This window comes from Kribbella sp. NPDC050820, assembly GCF_040653975.1.
In the GTDB taxonomy this organism is placed as follows: Bacteria; Actinomycetota; Actinomycetes; order Propionibacteriales; family Kribbellaceae; genus Kribbella.
This window is the reverse complement of sequence record NZ_JBFAHB010000011.1, coordinates 94,772-116,106: the sequence shown is the minus strand read 5'-3', so window position 1 is coordinate 116,106 and position 21,335 is coordinate 94,772. Positions and strand designations below refer to the sequence as shown.

Sequence of the window (21,335 nt, the reverse complement as noted above, 5' to 3'; positions counted from 1 at the left end):
CACGTCCTCGCTTCGCTCCGGGCGCGGATGAGGCACGAGGGGCGCTGTGCTTGATGATGAGCTCGCTTCGCTCCCTCATACCGCGCTCTCCGACGTGCGCACCAGGATCCGGCCGCACTCCTCACAGCGCAGTACGGCGTCCGGCGCGGCAGCCTTGATGCGGTTCAGGTCGGACGGCGCCAGCTCCATCCGGCAGCCCATGCAGCGCTTGCCGACCAGCGGCGCGGCGCCGATGCCGCCGTTGTGCTCACGGAGCCGCTGGTACTGCGTGACGAGCGCGTCCGGGAGCTCGGCGGCGACCGTGGCCCGCTTGTCGCCGAGCTGGGCGCGCTGCTCGTCGAGCTCCTTGATCACGGCGTCCCGGATGGTCTCCAGCTCGGCCTGCCGGCCGGCGAACGCCTCGGCCCGGGTGCGCAGGTCGGCTTGCACCGCCTCGGCGGCCTCCAGCTTCTCCATCACCTCGAGCTCGGCGTCCTCCAGGTCGGAGATCCGCCGGTCCAGCGAGCCGATCTCGTGCTGCAGGTTCTCCAGGTCCCGCGGCGAGGTGACCTGGCCGGAATCGAGCCGCTGCTGGTTGCGCGCCTTGCGCTGCCGCACCTGCTCGACGTCGCTGTCGGCCTTCTTCTGTTCGCGCTGCAGGTCGCTGACCTCGGTGTCGGCGGTGACGAGGTCGCGGTCGACCACCGACTTCTCCGCGACCAGGTCGGCCAGGGCCTGGTGCTCCGGCAGCGACTTGCGTTTGTGGGCGACCTGATCCAGCTGCAGGTCGAGTTCCTGCAGGTCCAGCAACCGGCGTTGGACAGCGGGCTCGGCGTTCAGGGTCGGCTCCTTCAAGGTCGTGTCTGGTGGTTCCGCGCCGTCGCGAGGTGCCGTGCCGAGTGCCGCGCAGTAGGCGCGGAGCCACCAGACACGGCCTCCAGCAGCTTTCAGTTGTGAGAGTCTCCACGCTACTGCCTGCGCGCCACAAGCCGGGACGGTGGTCAGAAGGACTGTTCGAGGATCTGCCGGCCCAGCGGCTCGAGCTGGGCCTCACGGCCGGTGTCCAGGTCACCACCGCCGCGCGGCCGCTCGAAGGCGAAGTGAACTGACAGCACCACACCAGTGCTGTCCTCGGCCCGCAGGTAGACCAGCTTGTTGTCCTCGTCCGACTGCGACGTCGAGACCAGAGCCTTGCGACCGGCCAGCTCGACCTTGCGCGGCGCGATGCCCGCAACCACCGTCCGATCGGTCACCCCGACCCTGACCTCGAGCGCGTGACTCGGCTCGACGAACACACAGGCAGCACCCTCGACGACCGGCCGGAATCCACTCCCGAGCACCCGCCGTACGGCGTCCTGGCTGATCGAGCACACGACGTTGCCGTCCTGGCTGCCCTGCCGGTACACCTCGACCGCACCCTTCGGCGGCTGCACCGGAACGTACGGCTCGCAGACCGGGAACTCCTTGGTGACCTCCAGATCGATACACGCACCCGGCTGCTTCGAGTCGTGGTCGGTGGGCTTCATCAGCAGCGGTGCCTGCGGCTTGGCCGCGGCCGGGAGCGGGCCGGCGAGCATCGCGATCAGCTTCACCGCCAGCCGCTTGCTGGTCGCGCAGTTCGGCGACCGCAGCACGATCTGCACCCACTTCTCGCGCGGATCCGGCTGCGCGGACGGTCCTTGGTTCCAGGTCAGCCAGCACTGCCCCTCGCCGTACGTGACACCAGCCGTCCGGCCGGCAAGGCGCACGGTCTTGGGGTGGTTCGAGGGCACCAGGTCCGGCCCGTAGCCGAGGCTGACCTCGGTGCCCTTCCGCCCGTCGACCCAATCGGTGCAGCCGTCCACGGTCAGCGTCGGGTAGCTGCCCACTTCGAAGCGACCGGTGGCGCGGCCGACGAGCTTCTCCAACGCCGTGCAGCCGTTCCAGCTCGCGAGCGGCGCCTTGGTCGGAGCCGGCCGATTCAGCACCGGTACGGCGGCTGCCGCAAACGCCTCGACCGTCCGGCAGTCGAGCGGGGCCGCCTTGTCCGGCCAGTGTCCGTAGAAGCTGACCGAGCGCTGGAAGGTCACCGGCAGGGTCACCTGACAGGAGTCCTCGTCGCCCTTCACGTACGCCTTGGCGCCGGCCAACGTGCGCAGCTCGCTGTGGAACCGGAACGAGTCAGCGAGGCCGAGCTCGGCCCGGACCCAGGCGGTGCTGTGCTCGATCCGGCACTCGTGTGGATCCGTACGGCGAATCGTGGCGCCGACCGTGAAGCCGGGCGCCTTCGCCTTGGCCGGGTCCAGCAAGGCACAGGCGTCCACCTGCGCGAGCGCGGCCAGCACCCGGGCCTGGTCGCGATCGACTGGCTTGGCCGCCGGCGGGTGCACCGCTTTCGGCAGCGGAGACGGCAGCGGCGGCGGACTCGCTGAGCGATCTGGCCCGCCGAGCCCGACACAACCGGTCAGCGCAATGAGCAGGACGGAGAGCAGGCCGAGCCGGAAGATCACCGGCTCAGCCTAGGGACGAGGTGGCTCAGGCCTGTGGGTCCTGGCCGACGCGGAGGGTCCATGCGTCGGTGCAGATGGTGGAGATGTGCGTCTCGACGTCACCCTCCAGTTGCGCGCGCAGCAGGCGATCCGCGTCCTGCAGCCAAGGCCACTCGCTCGCCCAGTGCGCGACATCGACCAGCGCCGGGCCCACGTCGTACGCCCGGGCCTCGGTCGCCGGGTGATGCCGGAGATCCGCGGTGACATAGGCGTCGACCCCGGAGGCACGGACGCGGTCGAACTCCGAGTCACCCGCTCCCCCGACCACCGCGACGGTCTCGATGATCCGGTCGGGATCGCCCGACACCCGTACGCCGTGCTCGGTCCGCGGCAGGTTGTCCGCCACCAGTCGCGCGAAGTCCCGCAGCGGCAACGGCTCCCGCAGTACGCCGACCCGCCCGCCGCCGCGCTCACTCGGCAGGGCGGCGAGTTCGTAGATATCGAAGGCCGGCTCCTCGTAGGAATGGGCGGCCTTGAGCGCCTCAACCACGGCCCGCCGGTTCCGGCGCGGGACGAGCATCTCCAGCCGGTTCTCCGCGACCACCTCGATGTCGCCGACTTGCCCGATCGTCGGGTTGGCGCCTCCGAGCGGCCGGAAGGTGCCCTCGCCGGTCCCGCTCCAGGCGGCCCGGTCGTAGTCCCCGATCCGGCCCGCGCCTGCCTTGGACAGCGCGTCCAGCATGCCCTGCGTCTCCTCGACCGGGACGAACACGACGAGCTTGTCCGTCGGCTCCGCAGGCATCGCCTTGAGCGGGCCGGTGTCCTGCAAGCCGAGCGCCGCGGCGAGCGCATCGCTCACGCCCGGGTTCGCGTTGTCGGCGTTGGTGTGGCAGACGTGCAGGGCGGTGTTGCTCTTGATCAGGTCGTGGACGACGCGACCCTTGGGTGTCGTCGCGGCGACGCTGTTCACCCCGCGCAGCAGCAGCGGGTGATGCGTGACGAGCAGGTCGAAGTCACCGGCGATCGCCTCGTCCACGACCGGCCGCATCGGGTCGACAGCGAACAGAATCCGCCGTACTGGCTGGTCCGGATCCCCGGTCACCAGCCCGACCGCGTCCCAGCTCTCCGCCCACGCCGGGTCGTACAGCCGGTCGAGCACGGCAATCACATCAGCAAGCCTCGTCGTCACGAGGCCCATCCTTCCATCCATAGGGATTGTGACGGGGGCCACCGCCCGGTGCCCCCGTCACAACCACACCCGCCGGTGCCGGTGTGGTGTGGCGACCGCCCCGCCGCCTCCACCACAACCCGTTCCGGCGGTCCGTCCCGGCCAAGCCACAGCCGCCAGGGGGACGACCGGGATGACCGGGACGTGTCTAGATCAGCCAGGCGGTCGTGGCGCTCGGCAGCTTGTCGCCCTCGAGCGGGCCGCTGGACAGCACGACTGCAGCCTCGGGCAGCTCGATCGGAGCGGCGCCGAAGTTGGTGATGGACTGCCAGCCGCCCGGACGGATGAAGTGCAGGACGTCGTCGCCGCCCTCGACCCAGGTCAGCGAGTTGCCCGTCTGCAGCCCACGCCGTACGGCGAGGGCCTTCCGGTAGAGGCTGAGCGTCGACTCCGGGTCGCCCTCCTGCGCCTCGACCGAGTAGCCGCCGAACCACTTCGGCTGGACCAGGTGCGAACCACCCGAGCCGAAGCCGAACGACAGTCCGCCGACCGTCCACGGGATCGGCACCCGGCAGCCGTCGCGGCCCTTCTCGGCGCCCTTCGACCGGAAGTACGCCGGGTCCTGCAGGTTCGCCGCCGGCAGCTCGCCGACCTCCTGCAGCCCCAGCTCCTCACCCTGGTACAGGTACGCCGAGCCCGGCAGCGCCAGCATCAGCAGCGTCGCCGCACGCGCCCGCCGCAGGCCGAGCTCGACGTCGACCGTCGGCTCGGTCCCGTTGCTGAGCAGCCACGCCTTGCCGTCCTGCCAGCTGCCGGACGGGTCCTTCGGCAGCCCGTAGCGGGTCGCATGCCGGACGACGTCGTGGTTGGAGAACACCCAGGTCGAGGACGAGCCGTTCTGCTCGGCCAGCGCGAGGTTGTCCTCGATCACCTGCCGGAACTTCGCGTACTCGAAGTCGGCCTGCAGCAGGTCGAAGTTGAACGCCTGCCCGAGCCCGTCGGCACTCGCATACCGGGCCCGGCGGGCGGCCGGCACGAACGCCTCGGCCACGGCCGACCGGGGCGGGTCGTACTCGTTCAGCACCGTGCGCCACTCGCGGTAGATCTCGTGCACGCCGTCTTGGTCCCAGAGCGGGTGCGCCCCGTTGGACTCGGACTGCCGGGGCAGCGTGGTCTTCGACGGGAACGGCTCGCTCAGGTTCTTAACCAGGGCGTGCGCGACGTCGACGCGGAAACCGTCGACCCCGCGGTCCGACCAGAACCTCAGCGTCTGCAGGAAGTCGGCCCGGACCTCCGGGTGCTCCCAGTTCAGGTCCGGCTGCTCGGCCGCGAACAGGTGCAGGTACCACTGCCCGTCCTCGACCTGCGCCCAGGCGGACCCGCCGAACACCGAGTCCCAGTCCGACGGCGGCTCCTCGCCGTCGCCCTCGCGGAAGATGTACCGGTCCCGGGCCGGCGCGCCCTTGTCCGCCGCCAGCGCCTCGGTGAACCACTCGTGCCGGTCGGAGGTGTGGTTCGGGACGATGTCGACGATCAGCTTGATCCCCGCGTCGTGCAGCGCGCTGACGAGTACGTCGAAGTCCTCGAGGGTCCCGAGTCGCGGGTCCACGTTGCGGTAGTCGTCGACGTCGTACCCGCCGTCGGCCAGGGCGGACGGGTAGAACGGGCTCAGCCAGACCGCGTCGATACCCAGGGACGTGAGGTACGGAACACGGCTGATGATGCCCTGCAGGTCACCCATGCCGTCGCCGTTGGAGTCGGCGAAGCTGCGCGGGTAGATCTGGTAGACGACGGCTTGGCGCCACCAGTCTCGGTCGGTCGGCGGCTGCGTGCTGGTCAAGAGAGCCTCACTTGGGTCGGAAGGCGCGGGGTCCAGGATGTCCAGGCGGTTGCGGGGACGTTTCCCGCTCATTTATATATACTCTAAATTTAGATTCTGCAGTATTCTGCGTCGCAGTCCACGACAGGTCAAGGGGGTTTCATGGCGAAGCCATCGGCCACTCCGCCGACCGCGACGCCGCCGATGCTGCGCCGGGTCAACGCCGGGAAGCTACTCGGCGTGCTCTCCCGCGCCGGGGTGATGACAGGAACCGGCCTGATCGAGGCGACCGGCCTGACCCGGGCGACCGTGCACGCGGTCTGCAACGACCTGATCTCGATGGGCTGGGTGGTCGAGCACGACCCCGGCCGGGACGACAGCGCGGTCGGGCGGCCGTCGCGCCGGTTCGAGTTCAACAGCCGGGCCGGGTACGTGCTCGGGATCGACATCGGCGCGGGCAAGACCACGGTGCTGGTCGCCGACCTGCGCGGCGAGACGTTGGCCAAGGCGGTGCGCTCGGTGGCCGGCGACTCGACCGCGGCCGAGCGGACCGAGATCGTGCACGAGACGGTCGTCGAGGCGCTCGAGACCGCACAGGTGCCGGACGCGCAGGTGCTGGCAGCCGGCGCCGGTGTCGCCGCTCCGGTCGACCGGAGCGGGAACCTCCTGGCCGACGACGAGTTCTGGCGGCGCTTCGACGCCGGGCTCGGCCGGCGGCTGACCGAGCTGCACGGCTGGCCGGTCCTCCTGGAGAACGACGCCAACCTGGCCACACTCGGCGAGCACTGGCGCGGCGAAGGCCGCAACGTCGACGACCTCGCCGTACTGCTGGCCAGTGAGCGGTTCGGCTCCGGCCTGATGGACTCCGGCCGGCTGCTGCACGGCTCTCGCGGCGGCGCCGGCGAGATGGTCTACCTCAAGCTCGTCGAGGGCGTCGGCGACACCCACGGCATCGCGCGGATCGCTCGCGAGGACGGCGCCGCAGCCGTCGCCGACCCGGCCGTGAAGACTGCGCTGCGAGCCCTGGCCGGCGACCGGCCGGTGACCGCCGAGCTAGTTTTCACCGCCGCGGACGCCGGCGACCAGGTAGCGCTGGAGATCCTGCAGCGCATCTCCGCCCGGACCGCCCGGGTGGTCGCCACGCTCGCCATTTTGTTCAACCCCGAGCTGGTCGTGATCGGCGGCGCGGTCGCCGAGGCGGCCAAGTCGCTGCTGCCGGACATCGAGCAGCAGCTGGCCGGCTTCACCTCGACACCGCCGCGCGTCGCCGTGTCGTCACTCGGCGACGCGATCGTGTCCGTCGGCGCCGTCCGGCACGCCCTGAACTACGTGGAGCAGAACGCGCTGGATCTCAGTCTCAGCTGCCGTCCCGGGTGAGGGCCCTGGCGATCGCCTCGAGCACGATCACGTTGCGGCCGGACGTCGTACCGGCGGCGATTCCTTCGGGGACGAGTTCGCGGTCCTCGGGGATGCCGGTGCACAGGACGACGGTGTTCTCGCCGCGGCCCTGGAGCAACGCGGCCAGCGCTTCACGCATCCACGGCGTGCGTACGGCGTCCTGCACCGCGATCACGAGCGGACGACCGGCCGCCGCTGCCGCCGCGCGGGCGATGGCGCCCTCGGACTTGGATCCGGCGCCGTCGAGGACCCGGTGCTCGCCGCGCAGGACCACCCCTTCGGAACCGGGCGCGACGCGGCTGAAGACCTCCGGAAGCCCACTGAAATAGGGGTTCCAGGCCGGGTGCAGGCCTTGAGTCAGGTCGACGATGTACGGCTGCGTGCCGAGCGCGGGCAGGGTCTGGCTGGCCACGACACGGGTGGCGACCTCGCGGACCGGGGCGCCGTCGAGGCCTGGCTGGCGAGTGCGGGTCTGCAACTTCGCGGCGAGCGCGCGGACCCGGCCGGCGGCGTCGGCGAGCCGCTCCGCGTCGAGAACGCCGTTGCCTACCGCATCGACCAGAGCCTTGGTGAGCGCCCGCGGATCGGCGGTGGCGAGCGCGACCATGGCGAGGTCGGCGCCGGCCCGGACGGAGGCGACGGTCGCGTCCTCGATCGACTGGGTCTTGGTGATCGCCTGCATCTCTAGGGCGTCGGTGGTGATCACGCCGGTGAAGCCGAGCTCCTCGCGGAGCAGCCCGGTGAGGATCCGGTGCGAGAGGGTGGCCGGCTGGTCGTCGTACGCGGAGAAGACGATGTGGGCGCTCATGATCACCTCGGCGCCGGCCGCGATAGTTGCCTTGAACGGCGCGAGCTCGACGTCGGTGACCTCGGCGATCGAGCGGTCCACCCGGGGCAGGTCGAGGTGGGAGTCCACGGTGACGTCGCCGTGGCCGGGGAAGTGCTTCGGGCAGGCGGCGATCCCGGCCTCGTGCACGCCCTCGACGAACGCGACGCCGTGCCGCGAGACCACGTCGGCGGTGGTGCCGAACGAGCGGGTGGAGATGATCGGGTTCGCCGGGTTGCTGTTCACGTCGACCGACGGGGCCAGCATCAGGTCGATGCCGAGGCTCGCCAGCGTGGCGGCGGCGTCCCGGGCCGAGGCGCGGGTCAGGTCGACGTCGTCGAGGTCGCCGAGGATCCGCGGCGAGGCCAGCGGCCACGGGTTCGCCGGGGCGAGATGGCTGAACTCGCCGCCCTCGTGGTCGATCGAGACGATCAGGTCCGGCCGCTCCGACCGCAGCGTGGCGGTCAGCGCCTGGACCTGCTCGGCGTCGGAGACGTTGCGGGTCGACAGGATGACCGCGCCGAGCCCGGCCGCGACCGCGCGGCGCAGGTCGTCCGAGGCGGTGGTCCCGTCGAAGCCGACGACCAGCGCGCCGGCGGCATCACGTTCCAGGTGATCGCTCATCCAGACACCCTCTCGCCCCGGTGGGGGAAGGCGCTACCCGAAACCGCTGTGGGTGCGCCGTCACGGACAGCTAATAATTAGCGCCGCGTGACGAGATCAGGGCGATCGTTGTCAGATGATTGTCAGACCAATTTTGAGCGTGCGAGGACGGTTTCCGGACGGATTTCTGGGACTTACCCCTCGCTGTCCGGCCCGACTACAGATAACGTTGTCGCTCGACCTGACCGCTGTCGACGGAGCCCGACACCGTGACCGCTTGCCCAGCAGACAACCGCCACTGACCCGGGGGGACGATGAGTGACGTTGCGGTGACCGCGCAGGACACGGTTCTCGGGATCGACATCGGCGGCACGAAGATGGCCGCCGCTCTCGTGTCCGCGGACGGCCGGATCGTGACCGGCGACCGGATCAGCACCCCACCCGGCGACGCCGACCAGGTGTTCGCCGCGCTGGCCGAGCTGATCGACCGGGTCCGCGGCGACGCCGAGCCACTGGCGGTCGGCATCGGTTCGGCCGGTCCGCTGGACCAGGAGCACGGGCTGGTGTCGCCGGTGAACATCACCGGCTGGCGGAACTTTCCCCTCGTTGACCGGGTGCGCGAACTGGTCGGCGACGTACCGGTGACACTCGGGGTCGACGGGCACTGCTTCGCGCTCGGCGAGTTCTGGACCGGCGCCGGGCGGGAGGCGGACACGCTGCTCGGCATCGTGGTGTCGACCGGCGTCGGCGGCGGCTTGGTGGTCGACGGCAAGCCGATGATCGGCCAGTCGGGCAACGCCGCGCACATCGGCCATGTGGTGGTCGACCTGGACGGCGAGGCGTGCGCGTGCGGATCGTTCGGGTGCGTCGAGGCGTACGCGAGCGGGCCGCGGATGGTCGCCCGAGCCAAGCGCCGGGGCTGGCGAGCCGATGAGGCCGTGGACGCCGCCGTACTGGCCGCAGACGCGGCCGCCGGGGACGAGCTCGCGCTGGCGGCCTTCGACGACGGCGCGCAGGCGCTGGCTGCCGGCATCGTCGCGACCGCGGTCACCGTGGACCTCACCACCGTCGTCATCGGCGGCGGCGTCTCGAAGGCCGGCTCGGTCCTGTTCGACCCGGTCCAGGCCTGGGTCAAGCGGCTCGCCCAGCTGCCCTTCGTCACCGATCTGAGCGTTGAGCCCGCCCAATTGGACAACGCCGGCCTCCTCGGAGCCGCTCACCAGGCCTGGTCCGCCGTTCGCTGAGCCGCTGCGGACCTCCGCGCACAACTAACGCGTCCGGAAAAGGGCGTCGCGAGCAGCTTTGCGCAATTTTTACGAAGTTGCCCAGAAGTGTGTAACGACCACCCCGTCGTCTCCGATGCAACGGGTGGATGGGGTGGGGGCACGTCATCCAGGGTCGGTCGAGGGGGGCTCGGACCGACCGAACCGGCCGATCAGGGGGGCCTGGATCGGCCAGAACGCGAGTGCGGCGGAGAGGAGACTCTCCGCCGCCATCGCGTGACAGGGCAGTCGCATTGGATCAGGTGAGGTAGCAACGTCCGCCAGCGTTGTCCGAGGCAACGCTCGACCCCAAGGGATCAGTCCGGATGGACGTCGCGGTACTCCTGCTCTTCGCCGCCGTCCTCGCCACTGCTGTCGTCACCACCGTTTCGCGCCGCGAGGTCGGTGAGGTCGCCGACCGCCTGTTGTTGCTGAACGTCGCCGCAGCGTGCGGCGTTGCCGCCCTGCACGGTTGCCTGCGCGGACGAGCCCTCGCCGGCTCGGATCCCGCCGCAACCGTCGCCGGCGCGGCCGCGGTCTGCTCACCGGAATCCGGTACTGGTCTGCGCCCGGGCTCGCCCCCGGGCTCCGGCTCGGGTTCCGGTGAGCGGGCCGACGACGGGAGCGCTGGATTCGCGCTCGCGATCTACTCCCTGCTCGTCTGCGTGATCAGCGCCTCATCGCTGTTCCGCTCCGAGCCACCAGGGAGTGCGATGGGTCCTCGGGAGGGATGAGGATCGATCGCGGGTTCTGCACCGTGGACGGTCGGCGGTGGTTGTGGGAGGGCGGCCACCGGCCCAACCCCCGCCCACGGTGCAGAACAAGCTGTTACGGCTTGAGCCACTCGGGTTCGGGGAGGCGCGAGCGGTCCAGGCGGCCGTTGTCGTCGAGCGGGAGCTCCTCGATCGGGATCAGGTCGGCCGGGACCAGGTAGATCGGCAGCTCCTTGCCCAGGTCGAGCATCAACCGGGCCAGGACCGCGGGATCGCTGTCCTCCAGAACGACGTACCCGAGCAGGCAGGTGTCACCGGCCGGGTCCGCGCACGCGACCACGACCGCGTCGACCACGCCGGGCTGGTCCGCGAGCACGTGCTCGGTCTCCCCCGGCTCGACCCGGTGACCGCGGATCTTCACCTGGTCGTCCGCGCGGCCGAGGTACTCCAGCGTGCCGTCCGCCCGCCAGCGGCCGAGATCGCGGCTGCGGTACAGCCGGCCGCCCGGGTGACCCGGGTCCGGCACGAACGCACGCTCGGTCTCGTCCGGCCGCCCGATGTAGCCCTGGGCAACGGCCGCGCCGCCGAGGTGGATCTCACCGACCGCGCCGACCGGCAACGGCCGCAAAGCCTGGTCCAGCAGCCGTACGACGACGCCCTCGACCGGCCGCCCGATCGACGGGCGGTCCTCGGCCGGGTCGACCTCGTGGATCGTGGTCACGATCGACGCCTCGACCGGGCCGTACTCGTTGAACAGCCGGCAGTCCGGGTGCGCGTCCAGGAAGTCCCGGACCTTGTGCGTCAGCACCATCGCCTCGCCACCGGCGACGATCTCGCGCAGCGCGGGCAGCTCCGGCAGCCGGCGCATTGTCGCGAGCAGCGCCGTCAACGGGCTGAAGGCCATGAACAACCGCTCGACCTGGTGGTCCCGCAGCGCCGCGATCACCGCGTCCGGGTCGTACCGGTCGTCCTCGCCGATCAGCACCAGCGGCGCACCGGAGGCCAGCGCGGTGAACATCTCCTGCACGTGGACGTCGAAGCCGAACGACGTCCACTGCAATGTCCGCAGCGAGCGCCGGGTCGCCAGGTAGTGCCGGATCAGGTTGACCGGGCCGCGGTGCGGAACCAGCACGCCCTTCGGGTTGCCGTTCGAGCCCGACGTGTAGATGCAGTAGGCAACGTCATCGGCCGCCGACCGGACTGGCGGCGCCTGCTGCGACCGCGGGTCGCCGTCCACCGCCGCGACCGGAACCAGCCGCAGCCCGAGCCGGTCCGCCAGCGCGGCGTCGTCACCGACCAGCGCGACCGCCGACGAGTCGTCGACCATGAACGCCCACCGCGACTCCGGCACGCCGGGGTCCAGCGGCAGGTAGGCCGCACCGGACTTGAGTACGGCGAGCACCGCGACCACGAGCTCGGTGCCTCGGGCAACGCGTACGGCGACCAACTGTCCGGGCTTCACGCCGAGGTCGACCAGTTGCCAGGCGACCGCGTTGGAGCGGCGGTCCAGCTCGGCGTACGTGAGTTCGCGGTTGCCCTGGATCAGCGCGATCGCGTCGGGAGTGCGGGCGACCTGCTGCTCGAACAGCGTGTGCAGTCCACTGAGTTCGCCGGCGACTACGGCGTTCCGCCGTACTCGGCCGATCGGGCCGGCCGGGTCGATGTCGCCTTCCAGCTCGTGCAGTGTCTGCAGGTCGGATTCGATCGGCTGCATCAGGTCGGGCAGGCGGAGATGCGGTTGCGTGGTCGCGCGACGCAGTACCGCTTCCAGGTAGGCGAGCAGGCGGTCGATCGTGGTCTGATCGAACATGCCGGTGCGGTAGTCCGCCGTGCAGGTGATCCTCGCCTCGTGGTGCGTCAGCCGGAGGCGCAGGTCGAGGTGCTTGGGCAGGTCCGTGTCGCCGTCCTCGAACTCGACCAGGACCTGGAAGAGCGGGTCACGTTCCAGTACGGCGAGGTCGGTGCCGGCGTGGTCGAACGCGCCAGTTGTGACGTCGCGGACCCGGTGCGCCAGCACGCCGAGGTCGGGCTCACCGGACAGGTCTACGCGGATCGGCAGCGCTCGCTGAGGCGTGGTCGAGGTGTCGCCTTGCGGGCGGGGCGGCGCGGTCCCGATGGTCACGTCGTCCTGCGCCGCGAACCGGCCGAGCACGGTGCCGACGGCCGCGAGCATCACCATCAACGGGCTGACCTTGCGCTCCCGGCTGAACACGAAGATCGCGTCGCCGAGGTCCTCGGCCAGCTCCTTCTTGACCGACCCGACGCCCTGCTCGCCTACCGGCCGATCACCCACCAGCACCAAGGGCTCCGCGCCCGCGAGGGCCACATCCCAGTACGCCAAGTCCCGCCGCCGAGCCTCCCGCTCCTCCTCCGACAGCTCGGCAACCGGCACCGGCCCACCAACCGCAGCCAGCTCCGCAACCCCAGCTTGCTTCGCGGCCTCGGTCTGGTCACCGGCTCCGGCCTGCTGGTCGGCTTGGGTCTCATCGCGGGCTTCGGCGGCCGGCTCGGGGTCCTCGTCGTCGGCTGACTCGTCGGGCTCCTGCGCCTCGGACTTCGCCGACTCCTGCGCGGGCTCGAGCAGTGCAAGCTGCTCACGCATCAGCTTGGTGACGCCGTCGACCAACTGCCCGGCAACGCGCAGCTGCTGCGACATCAACGCGGCCATCCCGGACCCCGGCAGCTCGGCTTCGCTCGTCGCAGCCGCGGCCTCGTCCACCTTCGCCGCCAGCTCCGCCAGCCCAGTCCCCAGCACTGCCAACGCCGCCCGCGCGTCCGTTGCCGGCGCCACACTGTCAACCACAGCAGGCGTCTCAGGCGATTCGTCGCCCTCGGCAACCACCTCTTCGACGACGACAGGCTCCGGCTTCGGCGCCTGAATCGCCACCGCAGTCGCCAGCTTGTGCGGCGTACTGAAGCTGCCGAACAGCTCCTCCGCCGTCAGACTGACCTCGAACCGCGCGTTGATCTCCTCGACGACCGGTGCCATCGACTCCGCAGTCGCCCCCAACTCGGCGAAGGTGTGATCGACCGTGAGGTCGTAGGGATCCAGCGACAGTTCCTCGCAGGTCAGGTCCAGCACCACATCGAGCGACGCGCGGTAGACCTCGGCCGACACCTCGTCGCCCGACAACGAGCCGGCCTGCGCCAAGTAGTCCGCGTCCACCGAATGCGTCTCAGCCGGCAGCGCGAACACCGACTCGTCCGCCGCGTCAGTCTCGGACTCGCTCTCATCGGCCTCGACCGCTTCGGCCGCCGACGGCTCGACGGGCGGATCGAGCGGGATCTTCTTCACCGCAGGACCAGTCCCGCTGGCCGGCTCGAACACCACCGTCTGCGCCCGCGCCGCCCGCTCGAACGGACTCAACCGCGCAGCACTCTCGGCACCTTCGACGACGGCAGCGGAGTTGTCGATCGGGTGGTGCACGCGACGGAAGGGGTACGTCGGCAACGGCACCCGCCCGCCATCGCCGTACACCTTGGACCAGGCGATCTCGGTGCCCTGCTCGTACAGCTCGGCCAACCCGTTCATCGTCGCGAGCACCGGGTCCTGGCCGAGCCGCTGCGCCGGGATCCACGTGCTGTTCGGCGCGATCCGCCGACCGGCCGGGCTCAGTACGGCGTCCGGCCCCAGCTCGATGAACCGCCGGCACCCGGCCGCCGTCACCGCCTCGACCGCGTCACCGAACAGCACCGGCTGACGCAGCTGGCCGACCAGATAGTCGCCGTCCAGCACAGTCCCCGACTCCAGCAGCTCACCGGACCAGCTCGACACCATCGGCGTACGCAACGGCTTCAGCGTGATCTCGCGGACGATCGCCGCGAAGTCCTTGAGGATCGGGTCCACCAGCGAGCTGTGGAACGCCCGGTCCACGTCCAGCCGCTGCCACGCGACCTGCAACTGGTCCAGCTGCGCTGCCAACTGTCCGACGATCACCTCGGACCCGGTCAGCACGAACGACTGCGGACCGTTGCCTGCGGCAATCTCCACACCGGGCGTCTGCGCCAGCTCGCGAACCCGGTCCGCATCCGCCCGTACGGCGACCATCGCGCCAGGGACCGTGCCACGCTGCATGAGCTCGCCACGCTTGGCCGTCAGCCGTACTCCGTCAGCCAACGACAACGCACCGGCCACGCACAGAGCGGCGTACTCACCGACGCTATGGCCGACCACAAGCGCCGGCTGCACACCGAACGACTGCCACAAGCGCGCCAATGCCAGCTCGAACGCGAACAGCGCCGGCTGCGCGGTCTCCGTCGGCCACACGCCCTCCGACGAGCCGGCTGGGGTCAGCAACAGGTCGAGCAGGCTGCCGCCGAACTCCTCGGCGTACACGCGGTCGCACTCGTCCAGCACCGACCGGAACACCGGGAAGCGTGCTGCAAGGCCAGCAGCCATGCCGCGGCGTGCAGCACCCTGTCCGGTGAAGGCGTAGCCCAGTGGACCCGGTCCGCCGCGCGGCACTTCGGCTGCTTGAGCTGTGGCGAGCGCGTCGACCAGCTCGGCCTCTGACGAGCCGGCGACGGCGATGCGGTGCCGGTACGCCGGTCGGCCGAGTGCCGCCGTGCCAGCGAGGTCGATGAGGCGGTGACCGGTGCCGTGGCCGAGGTCGGTGCGGTACAGCTCGACCAGGTCGGCCAGTGCGTCCAGGTCGGGGGCGGACAGCGGCAGCACGACCGGTCCGTCGTCGCCACGGCGGATCTGCCGCGGCGCCTCCTCCAGGATCACGTGCGCATTGGTGCCGCCGGCATCGAGTGCGCTGACGCCGGCGCGCAACGTCGTACCGGCCTCCCAATCGCGGGCCTCGGTGCCGATCACGAACGGGCTGCCGTCGAGGTCGAGCTGCGGGTTCGGCTCGGTGTAGTTGATCGTCGGGACCAGCATCCGGTGCTGCAGCATCAGGATGGTCTTGATCAGGCCGGCCATGCCCGCAGCGCTGTCGAGGTGGCCGATGTTCGGCTTCACCGAGCCGAGCGTGCAGAAGCCGACCTTGTCGGTGTGCCGGCGCAGCGCGGTCGTCAGCGCCTTCACCTCGGCCGAGTCCGCCGCCGTACTGCCGATCGCGTTCGCCTCGATGTAGCTCAGCGAGTCCGCCGCGAAACCGGCCCGCTCGAGCGCGCGCTCGATGAGGTCGACCTGGTTGCCGGCGGGCGCGTCCTCGCTGCTGACCGCCGTACCGCGGATGACGGCGTACACCGTGTCGCCGTCGGCGACCGCCTGGTCGAGCCGCTTGAGGAGGACCGCGGCGACGCCGTTGCCTGCGACCGTCCCGTCGGCGGTCGCGTCGAACGCGCGGACCTGACCACTCGGCGACAGGATCGACTCCGGGGACGGGCGATAACCCGTTGCCTGCGGCACCTGTACGGCGGCCGCGCCGGCGAGCGCGAGATCCGCGTCACCGGACCTCAGCGCCTGGCAGGCCAGATGTACGGCGACCAGCGACGACGACCACGCGGACTGGACCCCGATCGCCGGGCCGGTGAGGCCGAGACGGTAGGCAACGCGGGCAGCCAGGGAGTCGCGGGACTGGTTCTGCTTGGCGTAGAGGTTCATGCCGGAACCGGCGAAAACGCCGACGCGGCCGGAGGTTCCGGCGTACCCGCCGTGCTCGAGCGCCTGGTAACAAACCTCGAGGAACAACCGCAGCGCCGGATCCATCAGCTCCGCTTCGCGATCCCCCAACCCGAAGAACCGCGCATCGAACGACTCCACATGGTCCAGCACCCCACTGACCGCGACCATCCCGTCATCCGGATGCCCACCCGCCAGCCGCACCTCATCCGGCGTGAACCGCCGAACGCTCCCAACCCCACCCACCAGGTTGTCCCAGAACTGCTCCAACCCCTCAGCCCCCGGAAACCGCCCCGCCAGCCCCACCACAGCCACCGGCCCAACAACAGCCGCCTTCTTCTTCTGCCCACCAACCGACCCCGCGGCCGAGACACCTTCGTCCGACGCGGCATCCCCAACAACGCCAGCCGCCCCTACAGCCTGCCCGGCAGCCTCTTCACCGGCCTCAGTCCCGAGCTCGACGCCGCCAGCCCCCGCAGCACCCGCAACCTGCTCCGAAGGCTCAGCGACTGGCTCTGCTGCGACCCGCTTGGCGGACTCACCCGACTGAGCCAACGCCGGTACGACGGCCCCATCGCCGTCCGCCTCGGACTCAGCACCGAGGTCCCCCTCGGCGGCCGCCTCGCCCCCCGCGGCCAGTACTGCGACCTGTTCGCCGGCCTCCTCGCCCGCCTCAGCGCCCTGCCCAGCGATGACCGCCTCAGCCTCCGAGGCAACCTCACCAGCCGCAGCGCCGGCATCCGCCGCATCGTGCCCGGAAACGACCTCCGGCTCAGACGACGCAACCTCGGCACCCTGTACTGCGACCTGCTCGGCAGACTCATCGCCCGCCTCGCCCGCCTGTAGTGCGACCCGCTCAGCAGACTCATCACCCGCGTCAGCCGAGCCCTCGACGGCCGCTGAATCAGCCCCGGCCTCAGGCTCGGCGCCAAGCTCCACGCCGGCGGGCGCCTCGACCTCAGCAGCTTCTGCGACCTGTTCGGCGGCCTGATCACTCTGCTCGGCGCCGTGCGCGGCAGCGACCGACTCGGCGTCCCCAGTGACCCCACCGGCAGCGGTCTCGTCATCGTCGGTTGCAGACTCGCCGACAAGCTCCGCCTCAACAGGCTCCACCTCGCCCGCCTGTACTGCGACCCGCTCGGCGGACTCAGCCGAGCCCTCGACGGCCGCCGAATCGGCCCCGGCCTCAGGCTCAGCGCTGGCGTCCACCACGGGCGACTCGACCCCAGCGGCTTGCTCGACCTGCTCCGCGGCCTGATCACTCGGCTCGGCGCCTTGTGCGGCGGTGACCGACTCAGCGTTCGCGGTGCCCTCACTGGCAGCAGCCTGGACATCCTCCGTTGCAGGCTCCGCGACAAGCTCCCGCTCAGCAGGCTCGACCTCGGCCGCCGGTCCTGCGACCAGCTCCGCGGGCACCTCGCCGGCAGCAGCCTGGTCGTCCCCCGTTGCGGGCTCTGCGACAAGCTCCGGCTCAGCAGGCTCGACCTCGGCCGCCTGTACTGCGACCGGGTCGGCGGGCTCGTCGGTCGGCTCAGCCTGGGCGGCGGGCTGGTCGGTTTCGGCCTCACGCTCGACGCTGAGATCGGTCTCCGTGGGCGACTCGCTCTCGGCGGTTGATGCGATCTGCTCCGCGGGCTGGTGACTCGGCTCGGTGCTCTGCTCGCTGACAGGCAACTCAGCTGCCGCGGTGGCCTCGCCGGCCGCAGCGTGAGCGTCCTCCGCGTCGGCCTCGGGAGCGACCTCCGGCGCGGCAGGCTGCTCGAACTCGGCGGGCTGTACTGCGACCTGCCCGGCGGACTCGTCGGTCGGCTCAGCATCAGCCTGCTCGCCGGACTCGTCGGTCGGCTCAGTATCAGCCTCGGCGGGCTGGTCGGTCGGCTCAGCCTCAGCCTGCTCGGCGGACTTGTCGATCGGCTCAGCCTCGGCCTGGGCGGCGGACTCGTCGGTAGGCTCAGCCTCGGCCTGGGCGGCGGACTCGTCGGTCGGCTCAGCCTCGGCCTGGGCGGTGGGCTGGTTGGTTTCGGCCTCGGGCCTGGCGCTGAGGTCCGCGTCGGCGGGCGACTCGATCTCGGCTGCGTGCGAGGTCTGGTCCGCGTCCGGGTCGCTCGGCTGCTCGGGCCGATCGCTCGCCTCGGCGGGCTCAGCGGTCGGGTCGGGGGTGGGCTCCGCGAGTTCACTGCTTGGTTCGGGTGCCAGCTCGGTGGTCGTCGGGTCGGCTGCAGGCTCCTGGTCGGAGGTGAGTTCTGTTTCGGCGGGTACCGCGGGATTGTCAGCCTTCGCGGTCGGCTGGGCGGGTTGCGGCGTGGCCTCGGCGCTCGTTGCAATCGTCGGAGGACCGCCGGCCGTCAGCGATACAGCCTCGGGTCCGAAGCCGGCCTCAGGTGCGGGATCGGCCTGTGGTTGGCCGCCGGGCTGGACGTCGGCGGTGAGGTCGACGTCGGCGCTGGGCTCCGTGGCGGGGCCAACCTCGGCGCTGGGCTCCGTGGCGGGGCCAACCTCGGCGCTGGGCTCCGTGGCGGGGCCATCCACGGAGTTGGGCTCGGTGGCGGTGTCCCCCTCGGAGCTGGGTTGGGCCTCGGCGGTGGGCTGGACATCGGCGGTGGGGTCTGTGCCGAGGATGGGGGCTTCTATGCGGCGGAGTTCTGTGGTGGCTTCGGGGTCTGTGGAGGGCTTGCGGGAGAAGGCTGTGCTGTCGAAGTAGGCGTCGGACTCGTCGTTGCCGTTGGCGTCCGCGTCGGGCTGACGGGTGGTATCCGCGTCGGGGGTGCTGTTGGTGCCGGGGTCGGTGGCGACCGTTGGACCGGAGGTGGAGCTGGCCTCGAAGGCGGCAGACGCGGGCTGGGGAGCGTGGTCGTGGTCAGCCTCGCTCGCGGCGGGAGTTGGCTCTCCTGCGGCGGTGGGAGCTGACTCACGCTCGGCGGCAGAGCCGGGCTCGTGTACGGCGGTGGGACCTGCCTGGCTTGTGGCGGGAGCCGACTCGTGTGCGGCGGCAGGAGTTGGCTCGTCTGCGGCTCGAGCTGACTCACTCTCGGCGGCAGGGCCCGGCTCGTGTACGGCGGCGGGAGTCGGCTCGCCCCCGGCGGAAGGGCTGCGCTCGTGTACGGCGGCAGGAGTCGGCTCGGCTGCGGTCGGGCCTGGCTCGGCTGCTGTTGCGGTTGGCTCGGCTGGGGCGGAGGGGGTTTCCGGGGCCGGTGTGGGGGTGCGGTTGGCGCCGAGGGTGGGGCGTTGGGGTGGGGTGGGGATGGATTGCTGGAGGGTTCGTTTCCAGGCCAGGCGGACTACCGGGAGTTCTTGGGTGCGTTCGGCGGGGTCTTCCTCGAGGGAGATGGGGGTGCCGGGGGTGGTGGCGTGCGGGCCTTCGCCGGTGGGGCCGGAGTGGGCGTTGGCGCCGGCGGGTTCGACGTACGGGTGGGCGGGGGTTTCCAGGGTGCCGTCGAGCCAGCGCTGGCGCAGGAGGGGACGGAGGATCTTGCCGCCCGGCGTGGTCGGGAAGTCGCGGCGGGGTACGCCGACGACCTCCGCCTCCAGGCCGAGGCGGCCCTGGATCAGGCTGCGGATCGCCTGGTCCATGCCGGGGATCGACTCCGGTGTGAGCGCGTAGAAGACGACCAGGCGGTCGGTCCCGCGCTCGGGGTCGGCAACTCCGCAGGCCGCGATCAGGCCGTGCTCCGCGCCGACCACCGAGGACGCGACCGTCTCGATGTCGTGCGCGTAGTACAGCTTGCCGGACATGATGATGCGTTCGCTGTCCCGGCCGGTGATGACGACCTGCCCGCCGGTGATGAAGCCCTGGTCGCCGGTCGCGAGCCACTTGCGCGCCGGCCAGTTGCCGATCGGGAACGCGTCCCGGTCGGCCTCCAGGTTGCCCAGGTACCCGGGCGTCACCCGCGCGGACGCGACCTGCAACTGCCCGATCCGGCCCTCCGGCAGCACCGCGCCGTTCGGCGCAACGATCCGCACGGTCGTCCCCGGCGCGGGTGCGCCGACCGACACCAGGCTGAGCACGCCCGGCGCCTCGGCCCGCGTCTTGCCCGGCCGTGCCACCGCGACCTTGCCGCTCGACGGCCGCTGGTCGACCCACTCGACGACTCCGGTCGGTGGGATCCGGACGCGGTGCACGTTCGGCGTCAGCCCCGGTCGCCCGAACGTGATCCCGGTGACGGTCTCGGTCATCCCCCACGCCGCGACGAAGGTCTCCGGTACGACGCCGAAGCGGTTCGTCAGCCGGAGGAACTCGCTCATCACCGGCACGGTGATCTGCTCGCCACCGCTGACCAGGCTGCGCAGCGCGGACAGGTCCCAGTGCCGGTCCGGCTCACCGGCGATCGCCCGCGTGGCGAGCCGGTAGCCGAAGTTCGGCGACCAGGAGTGGTTGACCCGGTGCTGGTCCATCAGGTCGAGCCAGCGCAGCGGGTTGGCGAGCACCCAGTCGGTGTTGACGTGGATGTTCGTGCACCCGCTGAACACGGGCAGCAGGTGGTACAGCAGGAACGCGCCGCTGCGGTCCAGCGGCAGCCAGTTGAGCGTGGTCTGTCCAGGCCGCACCGGCAGCATGGCCGGCGTACCGGCGGCGAACTCGACCAGACCGCGGTGCGTCAGCTGGACGATCTTCGGCGCACCCGTGCTGGTCCCCGACGACGTCATCAGTACGGCGACGTCGTCGGCAGCCGGCCGGTGGAACTCCGAGGTCGGCTCGTGGCCGGCCAGCGCATCCGGGTCGAGGACGGGCAGGCCGAGGTCGTTCGGCAGGTCGGACGGGCGGCCGATCAGCACCGTCCAGCCGAGCAGGTCGGTGACCTTGCGGAGCCGCTCGCGGCCCTCCTCGGTGCGGTCGCCGCCGGCGCTCGGGGCCATCAGCAACGGCCGGATGCCGCCGAGGGTGCAGGCCCAGAACGCGGCGAAGAAGCCGACCGGCTCGGTGACGTGTACGACGGCCGGGTCGCCGGCGCGGACGCCGTTCGCCCGCAGCCCGGCCAGGATGCGCGCGGCGAGCTCGAGCAGGGTCGGGAAGTCGAGTTTGGTCTCGCGGCCGTCCGGCCCGATCTCGACCACGCCGGCGCCGCCGAAGTCGCGGGCGGCGCGCAGCAGGGCGCTCGGGAGATCGCGCGGGTACCCGGCCGGGATCATCAGGGCCGGTCCGGTGCTGATCGCCGGCCGGTCCACACTGCTCCTCACCACGCCGATGCCACCACCGAGAGCAGGACCGGTACGGCGTCACGCGGGAACGCGGGCCGGATCGTCACCGGGACGGTGGCGCCAGCCAGTTGGCGACCCACGGACACGCGCCTCCCCAACTGGACGGAGCCGGGCTCAGGGCAGACCCGCCTCGCTCTCACCGACAGAAGCCCCGTTTTCCGCCTGCCGGAACGATGCCGTGACCGGGTGGACCCGGTGCGTCATCGCGCCGACCGACAGCCGTGAACCCTACCAGCCGCGACCCGCCCTGGAGGAGTCCGATCCCAGCAGCCGAAGGTTAAGAAATCGCGCAGCCGCCGACACCAGCACAACGAGCGGCACGGCCACCGGG

The 21,335-nt window shown here is 71.2% G+C and carries 9 protein-coding genes; 3 read left to right on the top strand and 6 right to left on the bottom strand.

Going from position 1 to position 21,335, the window contains the following annotated elements:
- Positions 1 to 75 precede the first annotated feature (75 nt).
- The 4 genes from AB0H36_RS12990 to AB0H36_RS12975 all read right to left on the bottom strand — a co-directional run bounded on the left by AB0H36_RS12990 (position 76) and on the right by AB0H36_RS12975 (position 5,527).
- The gene (locus AB0H36_RS12990) at positions 76 to 834 is read right to left on the bottom strand and encodes a C4-type zinc ribbon domain-containing protein (protein ID WP_360520908.1); all 759 of its coding nucleotides are present in this window, start codon (positions 832 to 834) and stop codon (positions 76 to 78) included.
- A gap of 146 nt (positions 835 to 980) precedes the next feature.
- Positions 981 to 2,468 carry a hypothetical protein gene (locus AB0H36_RS12985; protein WP_360520905.1) on the bottom strand — a complete coding sequence of 496 codons (1,488 nt, stop codon included), beginning with the start codon at positions 2,466 to 2,468 and terminating at the stop codon, positions 981 to 983.
- Between the two features lie 25 nt (positions 2,469 to 2,493).
- The gene (locus AB0H36_RS12980; protein ID WP_360520902.1) at positions 2,494 to 3,645 is read right to left on the bottom strand and encodes a Nif3-like dinuclear metal center hexameric protein; all 1,152 of its coding nucleotides are present in this window, start codon (positions 3,643 to 3,645) and stop codon (positions 2,494 to 2,496) included.
- Between the two features lie 178 nt (positions 3,646 to 3,823).
- A complete protein-coding gene (locus tag AB0H36_RS12975; protein ID WP_360520899.1) occupies positions 3,824 to 5,527 on the bottom strand; it encodes a glycoside hydrolase family 13 protein in 1,704 nt (567 codons plus the stop codon).
- A gap of 69 nt (positions 5,528 to 5,596) precedes the next feature.
- On the opposite strand from AB0H36_RS12975, the gene AB0H36_RS12970 reads away from it, so the two are divergent.
- Positions 5,597 to 6,811, top strand: a complete 1,215-nt coding sequence (locus tag AB0H36_RS12970) for an ROK family transcriptional regulator (protein ID WP_360520896.1) — start codon at positions 5,597 to 5,599, stop codon at positions 6,809 to 6,811.
- Here AB0H36_RS12970 and nagZ read toward each other — a convergent pair.
- The gene (nagZ, locus tag AB0H36_RS12965) at positions 6,792 to 8,282 is read right to left on the bottom strand and encodes a beta-N-acetylhexosaminidase (protein WP_360520894.1); all 1,491 of its coding nucleotides are present in this window, start codon (positions 8,280 to 8,282) and stop codon (positions 6,792 to 6,794) included. The genes AB0H36_RS12970 and nagZ overlap by 20 nt on opposite strands.
- 293 nt (positions 8,283 to 8,575) lie before the next feature.
- On the opposite strand from nagZ, the gene AB0H36_RS12960 reads away from it, so the two are divergent.
- Together AB0H36_RS12960 and AB0H36_RS12955 are read left to right on the top strand one after the other, a co-directional pair.
- Complete coding sequence (locus tag AB0H36_RS12960) at positions 8,576 to 9,505, top strand: ROK family protein (protein WP_360520891.1); 930 nt, start codon at positions 8,576 to 8,578, stop codon at positions 9,503 to 9,505.
- Positions 9,506 to 9,849: 344 nt separating this feature from the next.
- The gene (locus AB0H36_RS12955; RefSeq protein WP_360520888.1) at positions 9,850 to 10,257 is read left to right on the top strand and encodes a hypothetical protein; all 408 of its coding nucleotides are present in this window, start codon (positions 9,850 to 9,852) and stop codon (positions 10,255 to 10,257) included.
- A gap of 94 nt (positions 10,258 to 10,351) precedes the next feature.
- Here AB0H36_RS12955 and AB0H36_RS12950 read toward each other — a convergent pair whose 3' ends face one another.
- Positions 10,352 to 20,983 (bottom strand): amino acid adenylation domain-containing protein, encoded by a 10,632-nt coding sequence (locus AB0H36_RS12950; RefSeq protein WP_360520885.1) that lies wholly within the window; start codon positions 20,981 to 20,983, stop codon positions 10,352 to 10,354.
- Between the last annotated feature and the right edge of the window lie 352 nt (positions 20,984 to 21,335).

Excerpts from the sequence above, each read along its gene's own strand:
- AB0H36_RS12980 (WP_360520902.1), bottom strand. The coding sequence starts at position 3,645 with ATGGGCCTCGTGACGACGAGGCTTGCTGATGTGATTGCCGTGCTCGAC.
- AB0H36_RS12960 (WP_360520891.1), top strand. The coding sequence starts at position 8,576 with ATGAGTGACGTTGCGGTGACCGCGCAGGACACGGTTCTCGGGATCGAC.
- nagZ (WP_360520894.1), bottom strand. The coding sequence starts at position 8,282 with ATGAGCGATCACCTGGAACGTGATGCCGCCGGCGCGCTGGTCGTCGGC.
- AB0H36_RS12970 (WP_360520896.1), top strand. The coding sequence starts at position 5,597 with ATGGCGAAGCCATCGGCCACTCCGCCGACCGCGACGCCGCCGATGCTG.
- AB0H36_RS12975 (WP_360520899.1), bottom strand. The coding sequence starts at position 5,527 with ATGAGCGGGAAACGTCCCCGCAACCGCCTGGACATCCTGGACCCCGCG.
- AB0H36_RS12955 (WP_360520888.1), top strand. The coding sequence starts at position 9,850 with ATGGACGTCGCGGTACTCCTGCTCTTCGCCGCCGTCCTCGCCACTGCT.